Raw genomic sequence first — 23,951 nt, 5'->3', positions numbered from 1 at the left:
CTAAACTATCTCCCTAATCTGAACGATGAACAACGTCCAAATATTCATCTTGTTTATTAAAAATATTCATCTTGAATAATCTAAAGCTGAAAAAATTAAATCCATCTGGACATCTAGACGTTTACAAATGAAAGAAAACCCCGTAGGGTGATTATTAAGAAATATTGAATTGGCTTAGGGAATATGAGGAAAACTCATGATAGAGCTTAAACACCTTCGAACATTGACTACCTTAAGAGACAGCGGCTCGCTAACAGCGACGGCAACTTCTCTTCACTTGACTCAGTCGGCGCTTTCTCACCAACTGAAAGACCTTGAGGCGCGTATCGGTGGTCAGCTTTTCCTACGTAAAACTAGACCAGTTAAGTTCACCTCTGAAGGTGAGATTTTGCTTAGGCTTGCCGATGAGATACAGCCAAGAATAGCTAAAGCGGAGAACGAACTCGCGAGCCTGAAAGAGGATGTGAATGGTCGTTTGCACATGGCGATTGAATGTCACTCATGCTTCCAATGGTTAATGCCTGCTTTGAAGGAATATCAAGTGGCTTGGCCAAGCGTAACGCTAGATTTCTCGTCAGGCTTTGGGTTTGAGCCGCTACCCGCGCTAATGGCAGGCGAGCTAGATTTGGTGATCACCTCTGATATACAGCCTCGCTCTGAGGTTCACTACGAACCACTCTTTGATTTTGAGATGCGTTTGATCACCGCAATCAACTCACCTTTGGCAGAAAAGGCGAGCATTGAACCGCAAGATCTTAGCGATCTCACTATGCTCTCCTACCCAGTTCAAAAGCAGCGTTTAGACGTAGTGAAGCACTTTTTGCAACCAGCAGGTGTAGAACCTAAGAAGTGGAAACAAGCAGACAACACCTTAATGTTGGTGCAAATGGTATCGGCAGGATTAGGTGTCGCGGCATTACCAAATTGGGCGATCAGTGAGTTCTCAAGACAAGGTTTGATAGCCAGCAAACCGTTAGGTAAAGGGCTTTCAAGAAGACTGTTTGCCGCAGTAAGAAACTCAGAAAAAGACAAACGTTACCTGCAAGCTTTCTTTAGCACGGCAAGACAGCAAAGTAAGAGTCACTTAGATGGCATAGAGGTCGTTTAAAGATGATTTATGGCTAAGTTAAGCTCGATCGATTCGTCAGAAACAAAAAAGTCACAGATAATCTGTGACTTTTTTTCTCTCAACACCCACAACACGCGATGCATGTCATTTTCGATAAAAGATGCGCTAATCTTTAGCTTATCTCGAGTAAGACTTAAACTGGTTAGTCAATGGATCGTATTGATAGCCAAGCATATCGAGCTTGCCCACAACACTTTCTGTATCCATTTCATACATGCTGATCAGCTCTTCAAAGCTATCGCATTCTAGGCGAAGTTTTTCATTAACGATTCCTAGCAAAATAATGCTATCGAAACCTTTGACGTTGCTTAAATCCATCTCGTACTCCTTACGAACACACTGACTAGAGTTAAGTTTAGAACGCTTACCAACGTCACGCTAAAAAACAGATCACACTTCTTAACAAGAATACGTAATTAATGAAAGTGCGTGATTAAAGCGCCCAAACTGGCGTTAAACCCACAACGGCCACCAATAACATCAACAACGAAATACTCAGTTGAAGCTTTTCAGGCGTTCTTGCGAACAGTAAATGCCAACACCACACCACGATTGAGGAGATCAACAAAGCAAAACTAAATAGCAAAGTGGAAATCACAGGTTCTAATTGAGCTTCAGACAAAGAGTAAACACTCACGACGGTCGCCAGTACTACCAACATACCGGTTAGCACGCCCACAACAGGAAGCACTCGATGAAATGCCTGCAACCGTGTCCTTGCAATCGTCAGTAGTAGATGGCCAAACGCTGCTCCTAACAGTACCACTAGCAGCAAAGTAGTAATGATACCAACAGCGGTTGCTTGCTCAGTCGCTTGTATAGCAACATATGACAACGCTAAACCACAGGCCAAGTACATCACCCAGATAGGACCAGAATCGCGAGTCTTCTTGGTTTGAACTTGAGAATAGAAATAAAAGATCGCGAACACGACCAGAAAGGCTTCAATTTTTACTGAAGCGACGGCAAGCCACAGCACGCCAATCGCAGGTAACATCTTGTGGATCCGACCACGCTGCCCCGGACAAATATCCCCTTTCACCAAGATGAGGGTTAAGATCAGTTGGGTTCCTAAAAGCATCGGAGCAAATTGTACTAATAACGTTTCGACCATTGTGGATCTACTTCTTCAGACTTATTTTCGCGAATAATATCAAAAACTGCTGCGAACACTAATCAAAATCACAAATTAGCGACGTTATTCAAGGCTTCAACTATGCTGTTGTATGGCTCTTTTATCGCCATTTACCGTAAAAAGACGAAAGACACCAGAACTAACAGGGGCATGTTCTACTGGCTAGTCTAGGCTCATGCCGCTATAATTCCCGCCTCAAAAATCAGAGGTTGAAATATGTACAGCGATATCACTCCTATTCACGAACACAAAAAATACTGGGCCGAGTGCTACGGAACTGCACCCTTTTTGCCTACCAGTAGAAAGGAGATGGATGCTCTTGGATGGGATAGCTGTGACATTATTATTGTAACTGGTGACGCTTATGTCGATCACCCGAGCTTTGGTATGGCTATCATCGGCCGTCTGCTTGAAGCTCAAGGTTTCCGCGTGGGCATTATTGCTCAACCAAAGTGGGACAATAAAGATGCCTTCATGAAGCTAGGTAAACCTAACCTATTCTTCGGCATCACAGCGGGTAACATGGACTCCATGATCAACCGCTACACCTCTGATCGCAAATTACGTCACGATGATGCTTATACTCCGAACAATGAAGGTGGCAAGCGTCCTGATCGTGCAACTCTGGTTTATTCTCAACGTTGTCGTGAAGCTTACAAAGGCACGCCAATCGTGCTTGGTGGTATTGAAGCGAGCTTACGTCGTGTAGCTCACTACGACTACTGGTCAGATAAAGTTCGCCGCTCTGTATTGTTTGATGCAAAAGCTGACATTCTTCTTTTTGGTAACGCTGAGCGTGCACTGGTTGAAGTAGCACACCGCATTGCCGATGGTGAAGACATGTCTACGCTGACCAATATCCGCGGTACTGCTATCAATCTTCCTGCGGCCCCTGAAGGCTTCAAGATCATTGACTCTTCTCGTATCGAAAAGCCGAACAAAGCGTATGTTCCGGTTAACCCGTACGAAGTTGAAACTCAGTGTGATACCAAGAAAGACGAAAAAGAAGAAGTAAAAGCGCAACCTATTACTATTCGCCCTTCTCGTCACGATGCAAAAACTACAGCGGTTCGTATCCCAGGTTACGAAAAGCTAAACAATGACCGTATTCTTTACGCTCACGCTAGTCGTATTCTGCACCTTGAGACAAACCCGTACTCAGGTCGTGCTCTGATTCAACGTCACGGTGATCGCGAGCTTTGGATTAACCAAGCGCCTATTCCATTGACCACAGAAGAGATGGACTACGTGTTTGGCCTTGCGTACAAGCGTGTTCCGCACCCGATGTACGGCAAAGCGAAAATCCCAGCATACGACATGATCAAAACCTCGGTTAACATCATGCGTGGTTGTTTTGGTGGTTGTTCTTTCTGTTCAATCACAGAGCACGAAGGTCGCATCATTCAGAACCGTTCGAAAGAATCTATCTTGGATGAGATCGAAGACATTAAAGATAAAGTACCGGGCTTCACAGGTACTATTTCTGACTTGGGCGGCCCAACGGCGAACATGTACCGTTTAGGTTGTTCAGATCCAAAAGCTGAAATTAACTGTCGTCGTCCATCATGTGTGTTCCCGAAAATCTGTGAAAAGCTAAACACAGACCATCAACACACTATCGACCTGTACCGCTCTGCGAGAAAAGTACCGGGTGTTAAGAAGATCATGATCGCTTCTGGTGTACGTTACGACTTAGCGATTGAATCTCCAGAATACGTTCGTGAGCTTGTGACTCACCACGTTGGTGGTTACTTGAAGATTGCTCCAGAGCATACTGAAAAAGGCCCACTGGATCTGATGATGAAGCCGGGCATGGGCACTTACGATCGTTTCAAAGAGATGTTCGAGAAGTACAGCGCTGAAGCCGGTAAGAAACAGTACTTAATTCCTTACTTTATCTCTGCTCACCCGGGCACAGAAGATGAAGACATGCTTAACCTTGCAATGTGGCTGAAAAAGCACAACTACGAGTGTGACCAAGTACAGAACTTCTACCCATCGCCAATGTGTAATGCAACGTCGATGTACTACTCAGAGACTAACCCTCTGAAACGCGTGAAATATAAGAAGCGTGAAGATGTTCCTGTGCCGAAAGGTGATCGTCAACGTCGTCTGCATAAAGCACTGCTTCGTTACCACGATCCTGAAAACTGGAAAATCATCCGTGAAGCACTGATCAGCATGGGTAAACAGCACCTAATTGGTGACAAAGCAAACTGCCTAGTACCAGCAGAAGACTTTGATGCACAAACACCGGCACAACGTCGTAAGTCTGGTCGTCACGGTTCACAACGCTTTGCGACTAAGCACAGTAAATCTCAGCCAGGTCTTGGTGGCGAAAGCCCACGTAACCACTCTGGTAAGAAACCGGGTGGCAAGAAGCCGAATGGTAACGGCAACGGTAGCCAAGGTAATGCTAACCAAGGTGGCGGTAATGGCAATGCTCGTAAACCAGCGACTGGCTTCATTAAGAAAGGTCCTGGTGGTCAGCAATCACAAGGTAATGGCGGCGGAAATGGCAAACCAAACCGTAACAAAGCGGGCAATGGTCAAGGTGGCAAACCTGCAAGTAACGGCAAGAACCGCCAGCGCGCAGCACAACGCTAATATCGCGAACCGATTGACTTCGCTATCGTAAAAACACAAAAAAGCGCAGCTATTTAGCTGCGCTTTTTTGTGTCTGTTACAAGATAGCCTAACGAGCAAACACCCAATACTGACTAAGCAAATAGTTACTGACCATGCCCACCAAGATGCCAACCGCCATTGCGATAAACACTGCCCCAGTAAATGCAGGCAGCAATTCAGTCATCAACTTAAAGCACAGCAAATTAGGTATCGCCGATATTGATGCAGAGAACATGAACTTTTGCCATTGAATCAGCTTTTCGGACCAATTCCCCTGCCCTTTGAATTCAAAGGTCAACACTCGATTTCCAAACCAGGTTGTCGTTGCTGCAACGATGAAAGAGCCAATTCGAGCACTCATTAACGGCAGCCCAATAACGTAATGCAGCAACGCAAACACGGCACAATCGACAACAAAGCCACCCGACCCCACCATAGCGAATTTAATCATCTTATGATGAGGTTGTAGTTTTTGGTTTAGCACGTCGAACTTGTGGCTAAACAGTCTCGATGACGAGTTAAAATTGAACATCGCCATCACTTCGAATATGGCTCAACGATAGATTTGGTTTGATGTTTTGGCTATGACAACTAAATAGAGCGCGCTTGATCTTCACCGTCGGTTCTAAAATACAGGTTAACGCGTTGTCTTTAATCTTGGTTTCTACTTCCGCTCTTTTACCAATCAGATAGAACTTGTCGATACCATCTAACTGTTCAACATCGAGTAACTTTTTCGCTTGTCCATGACTGTAAAACTGCCCGGAGAACGGTCGTTTACCGACATAAAAGCTCGGCGCTTCATCCGTAATCTGTTCGAAGATAATACGGTCACTTTTCTCATTCGCTTTGCCTAAGTTGAGGTAGACCAATGCAATCATTAGCAACACAGGTAGCACTAAAGCCACACTCGAGAACCACTTCTTATCTTTTTCTACTACAAGCATTGCCACCAACAAGCCAAGGGCAGGAATGCCTGGCAACACATAGGCAGGAAGAATATTACCCGCCATGGTAAAAAGAATCAGAGGAGAGACCAACCAACACACGAGGAATGAAAACAATCCACTATGTTCAGCGTTAACTTCTGCGATTTTCTTACGACGGGCGAAAGTCAAAATAGGCAACACAATCGACCACGGTGCAGCCGCTTGAAGCCAAAACAACCAGATCATGCCTCTTGCTTGGTCATGGGCAGAACCGTATAAATCGCCCTCCCAGCCACTCACAACAAAACGCTTAAAGTGCTCGCCAACAATAAAGTAATCAATAAAACCCGGTGTTGCCATTTCAGCCATGATGTACCAAGGCAAGGCAATCGCCAGCATCACACCTAAGCCAGACAACAGTGGAAAGCGTTGCCATAACACTTTGAAAGCGCCAAAGAAGCCATGTTGCAATACTAACCAAGGGAAAACAGCGATACCCATGATCACAATCGCTACCGGCCCTTTTGCAAGCAAGCCTAGTGCTAAACCAATGAAACCAACATAACCCCAAGACCGATTAGTCTCAGCATTGCCCTCTCCCTTACAACTCTCTCCTCCTAACCAACATAGGTAAAAACCTAACATGGCAATGGTCATCGCTAACGTTAACGCCATGTCGGTCATCACAGCACCCGCCGCAATAGAGAAAATCCCACATGTCGCCAATACCACAGCCGCCACCAAGGCACTTTGTCCGGTACGCTTAGCCATGTATGCAACCAACAGAATCGTCGCAAAACCTGCTAGCCAGTGTGGTGCACGCACAGCAAACTCACTCAAACCAAACAGCTCAATGCCAATCGCGCTCATCCAGGTAAACATCGGAGGCTTACCCCAGAAAGGGATGCCGTAATCAAATTGAGGGGTTAACCAATTGCCGGTTTCTACCATCAAGCGAGCCATTTCTCCATAGCGCGCTTCCGTAGTATCCATTAAAGGGTATGTCGCCAGAGATAAGAGCCTTAGAACCAATGCAAAAGCCAACAAATACCATAGGTGCGTTCGGTTCAGGCTCATGCTGACTCCTCTAATTTAAAATGTGTTTTTAATGCTGGGGTATCGACCACCGATTGAATCAGATACAAAGGGCGGTTCTTGGTTTCAATGAAAATACGACCTATGTATTCCCCCATTAAACCAATACTCAGAAGTTGAATGCCGCCAAGGGCAAGTTGAACCACCATCATGGATGGGTAGCCAGTAATAGGCTCACCAAACATCATGGTTTTGAACACGATGAAGACGCCATACACAAAAGCGGTAAGCGCCACTAATCCACCAACGGCCGTCGCAATACGCAGTGGGCGGATAGAAAATGATGTGATGCCATCCATCGCCAATCCGATGAGTTTCAGGTAGTTCCATTTCGTCTCGCCACAGAAGCGAGCATCGCGCTTAAACTGAATCGTTGCTTGTCTAAAACCTGGCCATGAAAAGATGCCTTTCATGTAACGGTTACGTTCAGGCAGTTGGTTGATATGGTCGACAACCTCTCGGCTTAACAGTCGGAAATCACCGACATTTTCTGGAACATCGATCTTCGCTGCCACGTTCATGACTTTGTAAAAGCTTGCTGCTGAAAACTTCTTAAACCACGTTTCACCATCACGTTGGCTACGCTGCATATTGACGACGTCATAACCTTCGCGCCATTTGGCAATCATTTGAGGAATCAGCTCGGGTGGGTCTTGTAGATCGGCATCGAGCAAGATCACAGCTTGTCCTCGGCAGTGTTCGAGGCCAGCACTCATCGCTGATTCTTTACCAAAGTTACGGCTTAAACCGATCACAGAAATTGAGCTATTGATTGAAGTGAATGAACTCACCAAATCCAAGCTGTTGTCTTTGCTGCCATCATCGACATAAACAATTTCACTGGTGATGGGTAAGCTATCCAGTACCTTGGTTAAGCGAGAATGAAACTCTTCTAACACCTCTTGTTCATCGTAAAACGGCACAATGATCGATAGTGAAACGGCGGGATTGATCCGTGATGTGGAGACTTTAGGTCGGCTAATATGAAGTTCAGACATAATACGTTCTTCTATTTTTTAATCTGAATCCAATCTACCCCCTCATAAGTGAAAGTTATGTTATTGACATATTTTTCACGCTCACTCAGGATAATGTTACCGTCTATTTCTGTATGAGAATCAAAATGAAACGAGTTCTATTAGTCGAAGATAACCGTGAAATCGCAGGTGTCTTGTTTGATTATTTTGAGTGTATTGGCATGGAACTCGATTATGCGGACAACGGCGAACTCGGCCTGCAACTCGCGTTGGAAAACTCATTTGATATCATCATATTGGATCTGATGTTGCCAAGAATGGACGGCCTCACGGTTTGTAATAAACTGCGAGACCAAGGCAACGCGACACCTATTTTGATGTTGACTGCGTTAGATAGCCGCGATGATATGTTAAAAGGGTTTGAGCATGGTGCCGATGACTATCTAACCAAACCTTTTGATTTGGATATTTTGGAAGCCAGAATGAAAGCGCTTGTTCGTCGTTACCGAGGAAAAGTGGCTTCTTCTAAATTGCAGTTTGATGAACTCACCATCGACCAAAAAACGCGTAAAGCTTACCGTCAAGATAAGTTACTCGCACTCAACCCAACCACTTACACCATCCTTGAGATGTTGTGCCAAAAAGCACCAGAAGTGGTTACTCGCGAAGATATTTCCTACAAACTCTGGGAAGAAGACGAACCCAACAATGACGTGTTGCGCAGTCACATCTATCAATTACGTAACCAACTCGACAAGCCGTTTGATACTCAGATGTTGATTACCGTCCCTAAAGTTGGATTCCGTCTGGAGTCATCGAATTGATTTTAAATGTTCTCACGAGCACCAAAACCCTAACCGGCCGCTTAGCGGTTTTCTTTGGGTTAATGGCCGTGATTGTATCGGCCTTTGTCTATTTAGTCTTTGTTGCCGCACTCTACATGTCAGAAGATCGCGTCGGTGAAAGACGCATCCTGATCGACCGTAACTATGCGGTTGGTTTATTCCAAGCAGGGGAAAGCGGTACGTTAAGAATTGATGACCTGACAATCGCCTACAATGATCTTTCATTGATACCTGCCGAATACCTCAAATACATTAAAGGCAAAGAAAGCTTTGTTGGCGAGGTAGGTGAAGAACCTAACTCTCGCATGGTGTATGTTGGTGAGTATTCTGATAAAGGTCAAACCCACCCAATCGTTCTGCTTTCCGAGATCGACCGCGTCGAGTTTGAGATTTACGAACTGGTTTATGCGACCACCTTCGTACTAACGTTACTCTCTATTCTAATTTTTAGCTTTGGTGCTCTACTCTATCGTTTATCTAAACGACTGATTGAACCCTTTAACTCTATTTCCGAACAATTGGAATCCAATAAGCTCAACCTCAATGAAGAATTTAGTGTCAATGACGACGCCGCAGTTGAATTTCGTCAGCTCACAGATCAACTCAATCAGTACCGAAGAGAAATCAATTCCTTACTCAAACGTGAACAAGCGTTTGCTCGTTACTCAAGTCACGAATTAAGAACACCGTTAACGGTCGCTCGTGGCGCAAATAAATTACTGCTAAGAAGTGAAACCACCGAATTTCAATCTCGCCAAATTGAGCGCATTGACGAAGCCATTGTTCAGATGTCGGAGATGGTCGATGCCCTACTCGGCCTCGTGCGTTACGAAAGAAACAGTGACGATGCGCCACTGCGACTGTTTAGCCAACAAGAGTTAGAGGCTATCGTCTCAAAAAACTCAGCACAGGCAGATGAGAAAGACGTCGAAATTTCCATGCATGTTCAATCCGAACCCACCATTCAAGCCACCAGCGCGATAATGAACATGTTGGTCGGAAACTTGTTGAGAAATGCCATTGCAGCGACCAATAGTGGCACCGTAACGGTCACTCTGTCCCACGAGAGTGTTGTGATTGAAGACCAAGGAGAAGGCCTCCAAGAACAATACAATCCAAATGGGCATGGGTTAGGTTTATTGATTGTCGAGGACTTATGTCAACGCTTCCAATGGGGCTTTGAATTGGTCAATCGCAGCTGTGGTGGATGTACCGCTAAGATCACCTTTCAAACCGATCTATCCGCATCCACCCCAGAGTAAATGAGTTCATAGTTCGAAGCTCAATATCGAACGAAAACTTGATTTAGTTGGTTTACAGCGGTCCCTAGCTACTAGATACTCGTCAGTCCTATTTGAACTATAAATGCTGGCTCTGAGTCAGCATTTTGTCTAAGTGCGATGAAACTAAATAATAGCCCTGTAACTCAACATCAATACAACGAGCACACCTTTTTCTTAAAGCGTGACGATCAGCTTCACTCCCACTTTTGCGGCAACAAAGCCAGAAAGTTCATGAAGCTACTGGAAGACGATAGCCCAAACACCACCACTCTAATAAGCTATGGTTCCGCTCAGGCTAACTCCTTGTTCTCACTCGCCGCACTTGCGAAAATCAAAGGCTGGACGCTTGAGTTTTACGTCGACCACCTGCCTCAATGGCTACAAGAACGCCCACTCGGCAACTACCGTGGCGCTATCGATCTCGGGGCTAAGGTTATTTCAGTCAAAGAAACAGGCTCTGAGCTTCATCCACAAGAGTATATTGAGCAAGTAAGACAACCTGACTCACAATGCATTGTGTTACCAGAAGGTGGACGCTCTCAGCTTTCTGAATACGGCGTGAAGCAACTGGCGATTGAAATACTCAGCTGGACGCGTTTCGAAAACAAACACGATTTCGTGGTAGCACTTCCAGCAGGCACAGGCAGCACAGCTCTGTATCTGCATAAGCATTTAAAAATGCACAACATCCCAGTGTTAACTTGCGCTTGTGTTGGCGGCAGTGATTACCTAACACAGCAGTTCAATGAACTCGGCGAAACCGATCACCCGCAGATATTACCACTTAAAGCCAAACACCACTTTGGTAAGCTTTACCAGCAGGACTATCAAACTTGGTTGGATCTGCAAGAACAGACGGATATTGAATTCGACCTGCTCTACGACCCATTGATGTGGCAATGCCTAGAGCAATGGCAAGAAGAGAACCCAACAAAAACCGTCATCTATATCCACCAAGGCGGCATCTTAGGTAATGAGTCGATGTTGCCGCGCTATCAACGTAAGTACCCAGAACTTCGAAGTAGTCACACCGCTGATAACGCTACTTGGTAGTAATCCGTTCTTTTCTACTCTAATACCCCCCGCGTTTCTGCGGACCTGAGAATTTCTCAGCGCATCATGAACAGCCATCGCACTCCCTTTCGATGGCTGTTTATCAGTAATAGCCACCTGCTATCCCTGCCAGACATTTCAAGTTAGAGACAGAAATCTGGCGAGAATCATCGCGTTATCTATACTTTCGATTGGAACGTCAATTGTCATCGAAAGGAATTACGCATGCGAAAACTCACTACACTCGGCCTGTTTTCAGTTTTACTGCCCTTCTCTGCGATATCAGGAGAAAACGTCACTTACCAAGTCGATGGGATGGATTACGAAGGTTATTGGAGTGAGGCCAGTGACCAAGCACCTTTAGTACTGCTAATACACGATTGGGATGGCTTAACCGATTACGAAAAGAAACGTTCTGAGATGCTCAACGAACTCGGTTACAACGTGTTCGCCATCGATCTATTTGGTAAAGGCATTCGCCCGACCGAAGTGAAAGATAAAAAGCAACACACAGGCGAGCTGTATAAAGACAGAGAAAAAATGCGTGCGCTACTTAGCGCGGGAGCAATGGAAGCGAAAAGGCTTGGTGGTAACTTAGATAACAACGTGATGATGGGTTACTGTTTTGGTGGCGCAGCCGTTTTAGAAGCCGCTCGTGCGGGTATCCCATCGAAAGCTTATGTTACCTTCCATGGCGGTTTATCAACACCAAAAGGTCAAGACTACTCGCAGACTAAAGCTCCCGTAGTCGTGTTCCACGGCACGGCTGATGCCATGATTTCAATGCACGACTTTGGAAGCCTCGCCGCTCAACTTGAATCAACCAAAGTTCCGCATGAGATGATCACTTATAGTGGTGCGCCGCATGCCTTTACCGTATTCGGCTCAAACAACTATCAACAAGAAGCTGACCAAAAATCTTGGGATAGATTTACCCATGTGCTAGAAACCACGACCAGATAATCTTCTCCCTCAGAACCCACAACCCCATTCGAAAACTTAAGAATGGGGTTGTTTAATTATCACTGCATCATCTCGCTACAAATAGCGGTGGATACTTAAGTCATCAGTTTTAATATCACTAGCTGAGCCACTGACCACGCTTGCCAAGATCTTTCCTGAGCCACATGCCATTGTCCAACCTAATGTCCCATGTCCAGTATTTGTAAATAGGTTCTTGATAGGCGTCTTACCGATAATAGGCGTACCATCCGGCGTCATTGGTCTTAACCCAGTCCAGTATTCAGCCTTAGAAAAGTCACCCGCTTGTGGGAAAAGATCTTTAATCACCATATCAATCGTGGCTTTGCGTTTTTCAGGGATAAGGTAATTAAACCCCGCAAGTTCTGCCGTCCCTGCAATGCGAATACGATCATCAAATCGCGTCATCGCTACCTTGTAAGTTTCATCCATCACAGTCGAGGTTGGTGACTTATCTGCATTCACGATCGGTAGTGTTAACGAATACCCTTTCACTGGATAAACCGGGATAGACAAGTCGACTTGCTTCAACAGTTCTCGAGAATAGCTTCCTGAAGCGACCACGTAAGCATCCGCTTTGAACTCGCCTTGAGTCGTTGTAATACTCTCAATGGTTTGATTCTGATGATTGAGCCTAACCACTTCGGTATTAAACACGAACTGAACGCCGAGTTGCTTGGCTTTTTCGGTCAAGGTTAAACAGAACTGATGACAATCACCGGTTTCATCGTGTGGTAAATACAGGCCGCCCACCAGCTTGTCTTTAACGTCTGCTAAACCAGACTCCACTGACAGACACTGTTCAACATCAAACAACGAGTGTTCGATTCCACTCTCTGTTAACAGCTTCATATCCTGCTGAATAGCATCGAGTTGCTTCTCGCTTCGAAACACTTGTAGTGTCCCTTTTTGCCTACCTTCGTAAGCCAGTTGTTCACTGGTTCTTAGATGAGTGAGACACTCTCGGCTGTAGTTAGCGACTCGCAACATGCGCGATTTATTCTGTGCGTACTTGGCTTCATTACAGTTGGCAAGCATCTTAGTCGCCCAAGACATTAACTCTGGAGAAAGAGAAGGCTTCACTTTTAGGGGAGCATGCTCTTGGGTTAACCACTTCATCGCTTTCAATGGAATACCAGGCGCTGCCCATGGTGAAGAATAACCGTAAGAAATTTGCCCGGCATTCGCAAAGCTGGTTTCTTTACCACTGCTATCTTGACGATCAATAACCGTGACCGAGTGACCTTCTTTTGCCAAATACCATGCGCTGGTCAATCCAATAACACCACTGCCAATTACAATAACTTCCATTATCTTCCCCTAATGCCCGACAAAGACAGAATCTGTCGAACACAGCTGTCAGTCTAAAACTCGTTTCGTTAATGGTTTGTAACTTATTCCGCACGTGTTGACTTAACAATAGAGAGAGTGTTGACAAAAACTCAATTCGACTTAAAAACGAATTCGGCAATTTGAAAGTGTGATATTGGCGGTATTTGAAAGCTTAGGTAGGAGTCGCTAAGTAAATCAACTAAGCCTAGATATTGTAAGCGTCATGGCTTAAGAAAGTGGCGTTCTCGAGTAAGAAATCCAACAAGGTTTCGGCTTGTAGCGTAAGTGCACGGCCTTTCAAAGATTGAACCTTAACCGTCGCCTTCGATAGCATCTCCAACTCGGTCGCAACCACTTCAATCTGCCCTGACTTTATTTCATCGATCACAGTGAGCTTAGGCATAAAGGTGACGCCCAACCCTGCTGAAACGAAGTTAGTCAGTGCCGTGACTGAGTTAGTTTGAAGTTTTGGCTGCAAGGTAAGATGGGAAATTTGTTCAGCCTGCTTTACTAGCCTCCCCATACCGGTCGAGTTATCGATCAAGGCGAGAGAAGCGTCTTGAATATCTTGCATTACCACTGGTGCTTCTTTCATCGTAAGGAAGTGCCCCTTCGGAGCAATCAATTCGAGCGGATGGCTGCGTTCAACGTGGGAGTGCAGTTTAGGGTGCGGTGCAGACGCATAGGTTATCGCAAAGTCTATCTGTTGATCTTCCAACATCTTGACTGCATCCAATGCCCCAGCGATCTCAATAGAAAGATTGATATCAGGATAACGAGTCATGAAGGTTTGCATCGGTTTAGAGACCAAGTTAGTAATAAATCCTTCTCCAATCGCGATGCTAACATTACCGCCCTTGAGGTTTTTAAGCTTGGTTAGTCGAGCAAGCACTGCCGCCTCTCCACGAACAATGGAGCGATAGTAGTTCAACAGTTCGTTCCCCGCCTCAGTCAGCAGAGATTGGCGGTTGTTGCGCTCCCATACTTTCATTTCCGCTTGCGCTTCTAACTGTGTCAACATCCGACTCATCGCGGCAGGGTCAACGTTCATCATCTTAGATGCCTTACGTAACGACCCATATTTTGACAACGCATTTAAATACTCAAGAGCACGGATATTAAAGTGGTGCATTCAACTTCCTTGTAATTCAACTGACACTTAATCAAGCGTCTCACAAATTTGCTGCGAACATATATCCCAATTTATCAAGATCGTAATTGCTCTTACTAACTTGTGCACCGAGTCACTTCAAGACATCACATCAAAGGCTGATATACGTGTTTTAGCTTGCTGTCGATAAAACAAAGGCGACAACTTTCGTCATCACCTTTGAGTTGTTACTTCTTGTAGAGCAACAATCATTTTCACTGATGGACTTAGGCATCAAGTAAAAGGTTCGGTCGAATCAAGTCATAAACACAAGCAAGTTCACTGCTGAATTCAAACTGTTTGTTGATAATGCCGCCAGCCATATGAGGGTGCCCGCCGCCAAAACCAATCCCTTTTTCATTAAGGGCCCTTCTAACTATCTTCGCGACATTGTTTTTTGAACACTCTGAACGGAGAGAGATAAAGGTCTTCTCTCTATTTCTAGCAGTGAGAACAACAATATCGAGCTCATCAACACTCAGCAAGAAATCACCTAACACGCCAAGCATATTTTTAGGGCAACCTTCAGGAAGCACAGCAAATGCTGCGTTTTTTTCACGACGTAAGCTATCGAGCATGGAATAGAAAAGTTTTAATTCATGGAACTCTACTTGATTACGACAAATTTTGTTAACCATATCATTATTGGCCTTCGCTTGAAGATACAACAATGCTTTTAGATCTGCAGTCCCTACCCCTCGGGTAAAGTTTGCGGTATCAAAACTCAGACCAACCAATAGTGCTGTCGCAATATTTTGGGGCATCTGCAGAGAAAAATAACGATAATACTCAACCATTATGGTTGCTGTTGAACCATAGTTTGAACGTATATCGGAATACCATACAAAATCAGGTGCTTTCACTTGATGGTGGTCGATCACTCCGACCTCAAGCCCCGGAAAATCGATGACATTTTTCTCACCAATACAGCCATCAACAACAATAACCTTGTCATCCGGTTGTAGTTTCAAATCTTTTGGCTGATAGATTGGAATATCTAACCAATCTATTAAGTTCCTGAGTGACACTCGATCTATATAACCATGAAACGTAATATATGGGCGCAACCCTTTGCTTTTTAATAAGTATGCTAAAGCGTATGCGGAAGAAATCGCATCATGGTCAGGGAAGTCATGAGCTTGAATAATGATTCTGTCATCACCCTTAAGCCGTTCTAGAAAGCTTTCGAACTTTAAATTTGCCATAATCCCACTGCTAATAAAGTTCTAGCTTGATCATAAGCTAGAACTGATGTGTTAATGGTTAACTCTTATGAATTAAACGATATTCGGTGTTAGACAAAATAGCTTCTTCTAAAGCCCCCACACCTAACGTACTGTAACCATAGAAATTAGGTTTCGCATTCAAACGTAAAGACTGTACGCTTTCTACAACGTTCTCGTCCATTGTTAAAGCGTCTACCACTTCCGAAAGCAACTTCCTGTTCTCTTGTGACATCGGCGAAATAAACTCACTCGCACCACTGATTGATGAGTACAAGTAGCCAAATTCGCCACCATTATTCTCTTCAATGTAGTAGTTACCTGTTCTTGCAAACGATGCACGGATCTCATTGACACTTTCAATAGAACTAAACGTCTGTGCAAAAAACTCAGAACCACCTGCATGCTCGAATGTTTCTGGAGCAAAGTCTTCATTTGGGAAGACCAGATAAGCGACGATCGCATTATCTCGAGTAATCGCAGAAAGGATGAAGTTGTCGTCCTGGTAGTACTTAATCACATCATCCGTTGTAGCGCGCTTAATATAAACAGGCGCACCAAATGTTTGGTCTAAGGTTTCGGCAGATGAACGAATATAGATTTTGTCCAACTTTCTATGCGATGGAATGTCTGTCATTTGAGAAAGACCAAAATCGAACATCTTTTCTAGCGCGTCAAAGCTGTCATTAAAGCCGCCCAAAGCAATGGAAATAACCGACACTAAGCCGATAGTGCGTGCCATACCGCCCTTCTTCTGCTCTTCCAACAGAGACTCTTGAGTGTCTTGAAGTTCTTGTAACTCTTCCTGTATATCTTTTTGAATATCCTTGTTTTGCTCTTCAGACATTTTTAACCTTTGATCTCGTCGATTTTATCCATTAGCGCATCTGTACCATCTTCAGCCTTCTCTTGAACTCGCTCAAAAGCATCCGTGTCCATGGTGCTTTCAATTTCATCGCTGTAATTAAGACCAAGATAAATGCCGATACCGATAAATACTAAAGCGAAAATTTTAAACATTGCTACTCTCAATTCATTAACTGGTAATCCAAGTACATGCCAATGACATGTACTTGTTTGTTTTGCTTAACTAATTTATTACTTATACAAAGCGATACGACTGTTTACTTTCTTCAAGTAATTTTTGGTTTCGTCGTACGGCAGATTAACCACTAGCTGATCATAGACTTGTTGAGGCGTCAGCTGGTTGATAATCTTCGATGCTTTGCCAATACTGGTGGAGCGATCTTTATTGAACGCTCTAGCCACATTACCCGCACCAGTGTTATATGCGGCAATGACACAGTACAAACGGCTTTCGTCATTCTTTATCTTGCGAAGATACTTACTGTTTAGGATGTCTAAATAGGCCGTACCTGTTTCTACGTTGATAACTGGTTGATACAGATCCGCCACTTTCATTGGCGCGTCGATATTACGGACTTGTTTGTTAACGTCATGACCCGCACTGGTTGGTACCACTTGCATCAAACCAAACGCAGGCACGTGTGATTTCGCATCCGGACGGAACGCCGATTCCGAGTGCATGATTGCCATAATCAGTGCAGCATCAACTTCCCAGTTTTTACTCTCGTTTTCAGCCAACGCACTGTACTTGCTCGCGCGCGCTTTTAAGCTGTTCTCAGGAAGCTTAACTTTGTAACTGATCACTTTTTTCGGCTTAGCCGGGGCCGCCGCAACGTCAACGGCTGGCTTAGGCTTTACCACTTGTGGCTGTGGCGCTTTTTCGACGACTTTTTCCACAACTTTTGGCGGCTGCTTTTTTGTTGGCGCGGGCTCTAGCTTGGCAACCTCTTTTGATACTTCAACCTTTTCAGCTGGCTTTACGATCTCAACTTCTGGCTCTGGTCGTTTAACCTCAATACCATGTTTGGCACGCATTTCGTCATACAGCTTGGTTTGCGCCGCAATACGTTCCTGAGCTTTTGCCAGTAGTGCCATTTTCTTGTTATGAGCACGCTGGTAAATGAAAGAGTCTGGAATACCAGTATCAGATAAAATCAATCGCTCGGCTTGCACATCCAACTCATTCATCTGGCTTTGCGTCTGCTGGATAACGAAGTTTTTCTCTTCTTGCTCTTTCTCCAAAGAGTAAAGCACCGCGTGGTCTTCTGCTTTTAGCTCCGCTAGCTCAACGTTTTGACCAGCAACCTCAACCGGAATGTTTTTAACAAGCGCTTTAATCTCTTCAGGGCTGCTATCTTCATCCACCAATACAGATACTGTTGCAGTATTGGTTTCGTAATCGACTGAAGTTTTCACCTGATCGTCTTGAGAGTAATCCACCTGCTTGGTTTGAGATGAAACCTCACCCTCGCCCCATGTCTTGATTAGATCGGTTCTGCGCTCATCGAGGTTGTTAGTATATTCATCACGCCAAGCTTCGTACTCATCCAAATAAGCATTAACGTAAGCATGAAACTCTTTGACTTTGTCTTCTTGAGACTGGCTTGCTTTGGCAACAGCATTGTTTAGCTGCTGCTTTTGTTCTTCTGACACAGCAAATGCCTGAGAACTAATAGCTGCCGAAATAACTACAGCTAACACGGTCTTATTGATCATTTTGTACATAGTTCACTCCCAGAGTGTATAGAGACAAAAGGCCACTCAAATGGCGGCCTTTTTCACTAATACTAATCGCGGTTCCGTTCGCGGTTATTTTTTCAATGCATCGAACGCCGCCGCAAGGTCTGCTGCCGCTTTCTCATTGTTGAATTGATCCCACAAAGCAGAATCTTCACCACCAACTTCATCAATTACTTTGTTCATATTCGCATCGTATGCAGCTTGGTCCATACCGACTAGAACGTACAAGCCGCCCGTTGGGCTTGCTTGGCTTACGATAATGCGGCTGCTAGTAAGCGTTTTATTCACGACTGTCTTAGTGATGTTCTCGAATGTCTCTTGAACATCTTCAGTCACTAGCGTTATACCCTCTGCTGCCGATGTAGAAGTCACACCTTCAGTAGCCGCTTGGAATAGGTTGCTCACGTCAGTTTCAAACTCAGCTGCAAGGTTTACACGAGCATCATTGACTGCAACTTTTCGCATAACGCTCATACCAGCTGCACTCTTCTTGGAGTAGCCTTTTGCCGCTGCAGCGATATCGCTTGGTATCACATCACAAATCCAACCCGGCGCAGATACGGTAGGTGCATCTGGGAAAGTACATGGAGCGAAGTTTTGCGCTTCCTTAACCGTCGCGTTGTTGCTCTGACAGCCAGCTAGAACTGCTACTAGTGAAGTTGCAATAAGTAGTTTTTTCATTTTTTAATTACCTGACTATTTAAGCGTGCATTCTATATCTGCCCAGTGACAGCCTTCTGGCACCATTTTGCCTAAAGAGCCTTTTTGAACTTTAAGAGCTGTTTCTTCGTCAATCGACACCCAAGAATAATTTGGTGTCACTGCGTTGTGTTCATTGTTTACAACATGGCCGGTACCAATAGGGAATATTTCCGTATCGCCTTCCATTGACTTCATTGCTTTTGAAAACAATACCTCAGCCCCTGGTGTGACCTTTTTATTCTTACCCATATTTAACTTCACCATGCTGCCGTGTTGGCACTGACGAAGCTCGGATACATGAGCACTTGCTGCCAACATTTGCTTTAAGTCATAGGTATGTTCAACCGCTTCCATAGCCGCTTTGCTAGCTAGGCTTTGATATTGTCCAATTGTGATTGGACAATCAGAACTGCGCTCTTCTACTGTAATTTGCTCATCACCTTCCATTTCAAAGCGTTTAAGCAATGTCATACTTGGGACTGAAACCACTTTCGTGACTGCTTTAACATCAACCTCGAATCTACATTCAGCTGGGTAATATTTCACTTCACCATCATCCTTAGTTTTCTTACGAGCTTCTTTGTACTTGTAAGTAAGGTCTGATGCCGTTATTTCAGTAATGATTGCAATATCTGCTACCGACGCTCCTTTGGTGTTGTATCGGCCACTTTGCTCGGCGAACATTAGCTCTTTCTTAAGCTTATTAGCTAAAGTACGATCGACCAATTCTGCACCGGAGCTGGAAATCTGACTTTCAAGCTCATTTCGCATTGAAGAAATCAGCTTTGTTCGCGCTTCATCTTGAAAAGAAATATCTGGCGAAAGTACGATAACTTTAACGTCTTCTGTTGATGGGATAGTTACGTCAGCTTGCTCAATTTCGACGCGAGTATCAGGTGTGCAAACCTCTACAGGCGTACTCGAACAACCAGTCAAGATAGTAAGTACCGCACTAGCCATTAACGTTTTCTTTAACATATATTCTCTCCCGAATATGTTTATTTTATTTTTCTAGGACTAGAGGTTCGCTATTTAATTAAGCCCAGCGCAGTCCAAATCCCTTTCTCTTTTATTTGCTCATCAAAGTGGCGAGCAGCCCCTTCGTCGGCATATTTGTAGCTAGTTACAGAATTTCCTGTAGAGATAATTTCACTACGTGACACTGTTTTAGATTTCTTATTTATAATTTTGACATTAGAGACCAAGGTTGAAATATACGCGTCTCCGACTTTGTTTCTTCGACGCTCAGAATCCACTTTCAACACATGAGTTTGGTTTTTGTTCTTTGAAGTTGAGGTCGCGATATTGAACTCTGATAACTGGTTCCCCAGAAGTTCAATTGCTTTTCTTGACTCTCTATCTGAAGAGAGACGGATGTTAATTTGGCTGCTTAGTTTTTGGTGTGTAATAGTCAGCAGTTCGATTGCGCTGATGTCAGCTTTATAACTAGGCTTCAGAGATGAAAGCATTGCGATACGCACAGAAGCATCGTGTTCAGTTTGATAAACACTGCGATTGTCTAACCACCAAAGTAATTTATCTTCGTGAGAAAGCGCATCAAGTTCGATTTGAGATTTACGGTTTAGATCTTTTATTTCGCGAATCAACTGTTGAGTCACGAGTGACTTTTTCACTCTTACTTCGACAAACGCACCAAGATCATTCTCTTCCATTTGTACATATTCGATACCATTTAAGGTCAAGGATTCAGTCTTAGTATTAACTTTGTTATCAACTAGACTATTTGAAAAACCCTTACCATTGGTTTCTCGAACGGTGTCTCTCATGTAAAAAGACGACTCGACTTGAGTCCATAACTTTTCGTTGATGTTGTTTACAGCAATTTTTTTAGCATGAGACAGAGTTAGCGCTTGAGAAACTGCATAAATGTACTCGTCACTGTCTACTTTAGGCTTTAGATACCATTCAGGTTTTGTAGATTGACAGCCAGAAAGAACAAGCAACGCGAATAGCGCTATGAAAAAGCGAACTATTTTTTTATTTGAAGACATTTGGAACCAACATCGAAAAAGTTTGTCGCAATCTTATATCCTCAAAATTAAACATTCAAACGACCAAATTTATAGTTTGATTCATTTTTGAGCCAAATATATTTATTTTCTATTGATCTCACACATCAAATTCATACAAAACCTCCGTTAATTAACAAAAAAGACAATACAAAGCCTTGATTTTTAGGCAATTGATGTAAATCATAAATTACACAATAACTCCTTATTTTCCATTGATAAAAACGTGAACAAAGTCTTAAAAAAACCGAATTTCGGTTCAAAAAATACACATAACTTTGATTAAAAAAGTGATATTCATTCAATAAAAGTGAGATACTGATCTCAATGACAAATTTGATATTAACAGCAGATTTTAGTCTCTACCCTAAATAAAGATACCAGACAGACACTCGAAAAAATGAAATTCCGTTAATCACAACAATGTTAATAAATCACTATCGCGCGGGATTTACAGAAATGAGCTGTCTATTTCTCATGCCAATACTGATAAAAATGAAATAAGGTCTAATTAAATGGATATCAGAAATATAGGCCATTAGCGGATAAATAAAGATGGGAAGTAGATCTTGTGGGAAGATAAATTATTTTTAGTTTCTATTTAAATCGAACCAAGAAACCAAATAAAACACCAACAGACAATGAATCCTTATTAAAAATAACCTTCATAGACAGAAAGTACAGATACCACCTTAAGGGTAGTTTCACTTTTATCTATGAAGGGTTTGAGCATGTCTTTCTGACTATTTTAGCGCGAGTAACTTGTCCGTAAACTCGGCAAAACCATATCCGCCAGGTTGAGTCATCACAACGACTGGATGGTGTTCAAGGCGTTGCCAATAGTGCTGAATGTTAGATACCCCAACGCTATTTGATAAGGCTTCAAACATATATTGGTCGTTCATCGAGTCACCGACATAGCAACTACGCTCAAGTATCTCTTGGTCAGATAACCCCTTCTCTTTAAGAAAAGCGGTCGATGTCGCTTTCTTAGAGTGCTCACCATACCAAGCATTGATGTGAATAGAGCTTGCTGTCGCATGTGCACCTAACGCGTGAATCTTAGAGACTATCTCTTCGATAATGGCATCGTCGACTTTAGGACGGTTTTGACCGATATCGATTGCCACCTCACACAGGCGGTAAGACTGATCCAGCGTTAAACTGAGCTCTGGGTAATCGCCCAAAATAGCCAATACTTGTTCTTTCAGCTTACTCTGATTGGCACTGACTTCTGGCAAAGGGATATCAGAGCGCAATGTCAGATAACCGTTTTTCTTTTCCATAATGAACGCGCCGTTCTCGCCGAGAACCGCATCAACAGGCCACAACTGAGCAATGTGATCACACCAACCTGCACAAGCGCCCGTTACCGCAACCACTTTTTTCCCTGAATCACGCAGTTTGCTTAACGCGATCAAGGTTTCAGGTGGCAATTGACCTTGCCACGTTAAGGTGTCATCCACATCGGTTAACACCCAATCTATCTTTTTCCAATTTTGGTTCAATTCATTCGATACCGAATTCATTTCTACACCTCTAAATAATCAATCACTAAACAGTGTTAAAGCAAATTCGGCAAAAACATCACCAAGCTTTCAGAGAAAGTCAGCAACATCAGAACCGTGAGTAGTGCTAGCAACAAAGGAGCCACTTCTTTCACGAAGTCGACCATACGAACTTTTAAAATCGAGCAAACCGTAAACATCATCGAGCCAAATGGCGGAGTCACACCACCAATCATGATATTCACTATCACGATGATGCCGAAGTGAACCGGGTTAACGCCTAGGTTAAGCACAGCAGGCAGCAGCAATGGCGTGAGTATGATCATTGCAGCGCCGCCTTCGATGAACATACCTACCACTAACAGCAGTACGTTAATCAACAACAGCAAGACTAACTTGTTGTCGGTAAGTTCAATCAAAGCAGACGCAACATTGTGTGGGATCTGTTCTAGCGTCATGTAGTAACCAAAGACCATGGCACCGATAATGATGAACATGACACTACTGGTGCCTTGCACTGTTTCACGCATGATCAGCGGGATATGGCGGAAGCCCAGTTGACGATAGACAAAGATGCCAATAATCGCGCAGAGTAATACAGCAATCGCACCCGCTTCAGTAGGCGTGAACAAGCCAAAACGCATGCCTAAAATAATGCCAAATGGGATCAGCAGTGCCGGTATCGCTTTCAGGAAATAATGAAAGCGCTCTTTAGCAGAAGCTGGCTCAGAACGCGACGGTTTGTAACGACGTTTGCGAGCGATGAACGCGATCGTCACCATCAGCGACAGCGCCATCAAAAATGCCGGAACGTAACCCGCAATAAACATTTGATGGACCGACACATTCGCTAATAAAGCAAAGATGATTAGGTTGATACCCGGTGGAATCACAGGGCTGATACTTGATGAAGCAGCTGTTACAGCGGCCGTGAATGGTAAGTCGTAACCACGCTTGGTCATCTCAGGAGCAAGAATCTTAGACTGCATCGCCGCATCCGCATTTGCAGAACCAGAGATACCGCCCATCAGAGTACTCAATGCTACATTCACTTGAGCAAGGCCACCGGTTTTGTGACCAATCATAGAATCAGCAAAGGCGAGTAAGCTCTTACTGATCCCCGCATAGTTCATCACCGAACCCACCATGATAAAGAACGGAATAGCCAACAACGGAAAAGACTCAGCAGAGCTAATAAAGCGCTGCATCACCAAGCTCACCGGAATAGAGTCATTGATAAAAAGAAAGTAAACCATCGCCGATGCAATCAGAGAAAACGCGATGGGGATGTTCAAAAGAAATAGAACAAACAGAATAAGGATTGGAAGATAGCTTTCCATGAAT

Annotated in this window: 22 protein-coding genes; 6 read left to right on the top strand and 16 right to left on the bottom strand. The window is 44.0% G+C overall.

The features are described 5' to 3' along the window. Window positions 1-196 precede the first annotated feature (196 nt). Window positions 197-1,108, top strand: a complete 912-nt coding sequence (locus AB6E51_RS13785; RefSeq protein ID WP_017063530.1) for a LysR substrate-binding domain-containing protein — start codon at window positions 197-199, stop codon at window positions 1,106-1,108. 138 nt (window positions 1,109-1,246) lie between these two features. Here the strand turns inward: AB6E51_RS13785 and AB6E51_RS13780 are convergent, their stop codons facing one another. Together AB6E51_RS13780 and AB6E51_RS13775 are read right to left on the bottom strand one after the other, a co-directional pair. After that, window positions 1,247-1,447: a DUF4250 domain-containing protein gene (locus tag AB6E51_RS13780; RefSeq protein WP_010437991.1), complete on the bottom strand. Its 201-nt coding sequence runs from the start codon at window positions 1,445-1,447 to the stop codon at window positions 1,247-1,249. A 115-nt stretch (window positions 1,448-1,562) separates the two neighbouring features. Further along, window positions 1,563-2,243, bottom strand: a complete 681-nt coding sequence (locus tag AB6E51_RS13775) for a hypothetical protein (RefSeq protein WP_029235143.1) — start codon at window positions 2,241-2,243, stop codon at window positions 1,563-1,565. A gap of 330 nt (window positions 2,244-2,573) precedes the next feature. On the opposite strand from AB6E51_RS13775, the gene AB6E51_RS13770 reads away from it, so the two are divergent. Beyond that, complete coding sequence (locus AB6E51_RS13770) at window positions 2,574-4,871, top strand: YgiQ family radical SAM protein (RefSeq protein WP_017067347.1); 2,298 nt, start codon at window positions 2,574-2,576, stop codon at window positions 4,869-4,871. 88 nt (window positions 4,872-4,959) lie between these two features. On the opposite strand, the gene AB6E51_RS13765 is transcribed toward AB6E51_RS13770, so the two are convergent. Genes AB6E51_RS13765 through AB6E51_RS13755 form a run of 3 tightly spaced genes read right to left on the bottom strand, consistent with a single transcriptional unit; the run spans window position 4,960 to window position 7,914 of the window. Continuing rightward, window positions 4,960-5,424, bottom strand: coding sequence for a GtrA family protein (locus tag AB6E51_RS13765; protein ID WP_017062031.1), 465 nt, complete (start codon window positions 5,422-5,424; stop codon window positions 4,960-4,962). Beyond that, on the bottom strand, window positions 5,411-6,898 hold the full coding sequence (locus tag AB6E51_RS13760; protein ID WP_372057992.1) for an ArnT family glycosyltransferase: 1,488 nt from the start codon (window positions 6,896-6,898) through the stop codon (window positions 5,411-5,413). The genes AB6E51_RS13765 and AB6E51_RS13760 overlap by 14 nt, the downstream gene beginning before the upstream one ends. Beyond that, window positions 6,895-7,914, bottom strand: coding sequence for a glycosyltransferase family 2 protein (locus AB6E51_RS13755; RefSeq protein WP_050634924.1), 1,020 nt, complete (start codon window positions 7,912-7,914; stop codon window positions 6,895-6,897). The genes AB6E51_RS13760 and AB6E51_RS13755 overlap by 4 nt, the downstream gene beginning before the upstream one ends. Before the next feature lie 125 nt (window positions 7,915-8,039). Between AB6E51_RS13755 and AB6E51_RS13750 the strand changes: the two genes are divergently transcribed. From AB6E51_RS13750 to AB6E51_RS13735, 4 genes are all read left to right on the top strand, one after another. Beyond that, on the top strand, window positions 8,040-8,717 hold the full coding sequence (locus AB6E51_RS13750; RefSeq protein WP_065585153.1) for a response regulator transcription factor: 678 nt from the start codon (window positions 8,040-8,042) through the stop codon (window positions 8,715-8,717). Further along, entirely contained in the window at window positions 8,714-10,000 is a 1,287-nt protein-coding gene (locus AB6E51_RS13745; RefSeq protein WP_372057991.1) for a sensor histidine kinase, read from the top strand. Before AB6E51_RS13750 ends, AB6E51_RS13745 begins: the two co-directional genes overlap by 4 nt. Before the next feature lie 138 nt (window positions 10,001-10,138). Beyond that, window positions 10,139-11,074 (top strand): pyridoxal-phosphate dependent enzyme, encoded by a 936-nt coding sequence (locus AB6E51_RS13740; RefSeq protein WP_229647088.1) that lies wholly within the window; start codon window positions 10,139-10,141, stop codon window positions 11,072-11,074. Window positions 11,075-11,299: 225 nt separating this feature from the next. Beyond that, window positions 11,300-12,037, top strand: a complete 738-nt coding sequence (locus AB6E51_RS13735; protein WP_372057990.1) for a dienelactone hydrolase family protein — start codon at window positions 11,300-11,302, stop codon at window positions 12,035-12,037. 75 nt (window positions 12,038-12,112) lie between these two features. On the opposite strand, the gene AB6E51_RS13730 is transcribed toward AB6E51_RS13735, so the two are convergent. From AB6E51_RS13730 to AB6E51_RS13680, 11 genes are all read right to left on the bottom strand, one after another. Next, window positions 12,113-13,366 (bottom strand): D-amino acid dehydrogenase, encoded by a 1,254-nt coding sequence (locus AB6E51_RS13730; RefSeq protein WP_137001125.1) that lies wholly within the window; start codon window positions 13,364-13,366, stop codon window positions 12,113-12,115. A 226-nt stretch (window positions 13,367-13,592) separates the two neighbouring features. Then, complete coding sequence (locus tag AB6E51_RS13725) at window positions 13,593-14,519, bottom strand: LysR family transcriptional regulator (protein ID WP_017062039.1); 927 nt, start codon at window positions 14,517-14,519, stop codon at window positions 13,593-13,595. Window positions 14,520-14,764: 245 nt separating this feature from the next. Continuing rightward, complete coding sequence (locus AB6E51_RS13720; protein ID WP_017062040.1) at window positions 14,765-15,742, bottom strand: bifunctional oligoribonuclease/PAP phosphatase NrnA; 978 nt, start codon at window positions 15,740-15,742, stop codon at window positions 14,765-14,767. Between the two features lie 58 nt (window positions 15,743-15,800). Next, a complete protein-coding gene (locus AB6E51_RS13715) occupies window positions 15,801-16,607 on the bottom strand; it encodes an ETEC_3214 domain-containing protein (protein WP_017062041.1) in 807 nt (268 codons plus the stop codon). Window positions 16,608-16,609: 2 nt separating this feature from the next. After that, a complete protein-coding gene (locus AB6E51_RS13710) occupies window positions 16,610-16,780 on the bottom strand; it encodes a hypothetical protein (protein ID WP_017062042.1) in 171 nt (56 codons plus the stop codon). Between the two features lie 78 nt (window positions 16,781-16,858). Continuing rightward, complete coding sequence (locus AB6E51_RS13705; protein WP_017062043.1) at window positions 16,859-18,352, bottom strand: transglycosylase SLT domain-containing protein; 1,494 nt, start codon at window positions 18,350-18,352, stop codon at window positions 16,859-16,861. Window positions 18,353-18,436: 84 nt separating this feature from the next. Continuing rightward, on the bottom strand, window positions 18,437-19,048 hold the full coding sequence (locus AB6E51_RS13700) for a lipoprotein (protein ID WP_017062044.1): 612 nt from the start codon (window positions 19,046-19,048) through the stop codon (window positions 18,437-18,439). A gap of 15 nt (window positions 19,049-19,063) precedes the next feature. Beyond that, window positions 19,064-20,047 (bottom strand): hypothetical protein, encoded by a 984-nt coding sequence (locus tag AB6E51_RS13695; protein ID WP_029236521.1) that lies wholly within the window; start codon window positions 20,045-20,047, stop codon window positions 19,064-19,066. A gap of 50 nt (window positions 20,048-20,097) precedes the next feature. Further along, window positions 20,098-21,081 carry an LPP20 family lipoprotein gene (locus AB6E51_RS13690; protein WP_017062046.1) on the bottom strand — a complete coding sequence of 328 codons (984 nt, stop codon included), beginning with the start codon at window positions 21,079-21,081 and terminating at the stop codon, window positions 20,098-20,100. Window positions 21,082-21,842: 761 nt separating this feature from the next. Continuing rightward, window positions 21,843-22,628, bottom strand: coding sequence for an HAD-IIB family hydrolase (locus AB6E51_RS13685; protein WP_017062047.1), 786 nt, complete (start codon window positions 22,626-22,628; stop codon window positions 21,843-21,845). A gap of 35 nt (window positions 22,629-22,663) precedes the next feature. Then, a complete protein-coding gene (locus AB6E51_RS13680) occupies window positions 22,664-23,947 on the bottom strand; it encodes a TRAP transporter large permease (protein ID WP_017062048.1) in 1,284 nt (427 codons plus the stop codon). Between the last annotated feature and the right edge of the window lie 4 nt (window positions 23,948-23,951).

Origin of the sequence: Vibrio sp. 10N.247.311.47 (genome assembly GCF_041467535.1) — a bacterium.
Classification (GTDB): Bacteria; Pseudomonadota; Gammaproteobacteria; order Enterobacterales; family Vibrionaceae; genus Vibrio; species Vibrio crassostreae_C.
This window is presented reverse-complemented; position numbering and strand designations above follow the sequence as displayed.

Bases quoted from the DNA above. Each gene is read 5' to 3' on its own strand.
- AB6E51_RS13785 (WP_017063530.1), top strand. From the start codon at position 197: ATGATAGAGCTTAAACACCTTCGAACATTGACTACCTTAAGAGACAGC.
- AB6E51_RS13780 (WP_010437991.1), bottom strand. From the start codon at position 1,447: ATGGATTTAAGCAACGTCAAAGGTTTCGATAGCATTATTTTGCTAGGA.
- AB6E51_RS13775 (WP_029235143.1), bottom strand. From the start codon at position 2,243: ATGGTCGAAACGTTATTAGTACAATTTGCTCCGATGCTTTTAGGAACC.
- AB6E51_RS13770 (WP_017067347.1), top strand. From the start codon at position 2,574: ATGGATGCTCTTGGATGGGATAGCTGTGACATTATTATTGTAACTGGT.
- AB6E51_RS13765 (WP_017062031.1), bottom strand. From the start codon at position 5,424: ATGTTCAATTTTAACTCGTCATCGAGACTGTTTAGCCACAAGTTCGAC.
- AB6E51_RS13760 (WP_372057992.1), bottom strand. From the start codon at position 6,898: ATGAGCCTGAACCGAACGCACCTATGGTATTTGTTGGCTTTTGCATTG.
- AB6E51_RS13755 (WP_050634924.1), bottom strand. From the start codon at position 7,914: ATGTCTGAACTTCATATTAGCCGACCTAAAGTCTCCACATCACGGATC.
- AB6E51_RS13750 (WP_065585153.1), top strand. From the start codon at position 8,040: ATGAAACGAGTTCTATTAGTCGAAGATAACCGTGAAATCGCAGGTGTC.
- AB6E51_RS13740 (WP_229647088.1), top strand. From the start codon at position 10,139: ATGAAACTAAATAATAGCCCTGTAACTCAACATCAATACAACGAGCAC.
- AB6E51_RS13735 (WP_372057990.1), top strand. From the start codon at position 11,300: ATGCGAAAACTCACTACACTCGGCCTGTTTTCAGTTTTACTGCCCTTC.
- AB6E51_RS13730 (WP_137001125.1), bottom strand. From the start codon at position 13,366: ATGGAAGTTATTGTAATTGGCAGTGGTGTTATTGGATTGACCAGCGCA.
- AB6E51_RS13725 (WP_017062039.1), bottom strand. From the start codon at position 14,519: ATGCACCACTTTAATATCCGTGCTCTTGAGTATTTAAATGCGTTGTCA.
- AB6E51_RS13720 (WP_017062040.1), bottom strand. From the start codon at position 15,742: ATGGCAAATTTAAAGTTCGAAAGCTTTCTAGAACGGCTTAAGGGTGAT.
- AB6E51_RS13715 (WP_017062041.1), bottom strand. From the start codon at position 16,607: ATGTCTGAAGAGCAAAACAAGGATATTCAAAAAGATATACAGGAAGAG.
- AB6E51_RS13710 (WP_017062042.1), bottom strand. From the start codon at position 16,780: ATGTTTAAAATTTTCGCTTTAGTATTTATCGGTATCGGCATTTATCTT.
- AB6E51_RS13705 (WP_017062043.1), bottom strand. From the start codon at position 18,352: ATGTACAAAATGATCAATAAGACCGTGTTAGCTGTAGTTATTTCGGCA.
- AB6E51_RS13700 (WP_017062044.1), bottom strand. From the start codon at position 19,048: ATGAAAAAACTACTTATTGCAACTTCACTAGTAGCAGTTCTAGCTGGC.
- AB6E51_RS13695 (WP_029236521.1), bottom strand. From the start codon at position 20,047: ATGTTAAAGAAAACGTTAATGGCTAGTGCGGTACTTACTATCTTGACT.
- AB6E51_RS13690 (WP_017062046.1), bottom strand. From the start codon at position 21,081: ATGTCTTCAAATAAAAAAATAGTTCGCTTTTTCATAGCGCTATTCGCG.
- AB6E51_RS13685 (WP_017062047.1), bottom strand. From the start codon at position 22,628: ATGAATTCGGTATCGAATGAATTGAACCAAAATTGGAAAAAGATAGAT.
- AB6E51_RS13680 (WP_017062048.1), bottom strand. From the start codon at position 23,947: ATGGAAAGCTATCTTCCAATCCTTATTCTGTTTGTTCTATTTCTTTTG.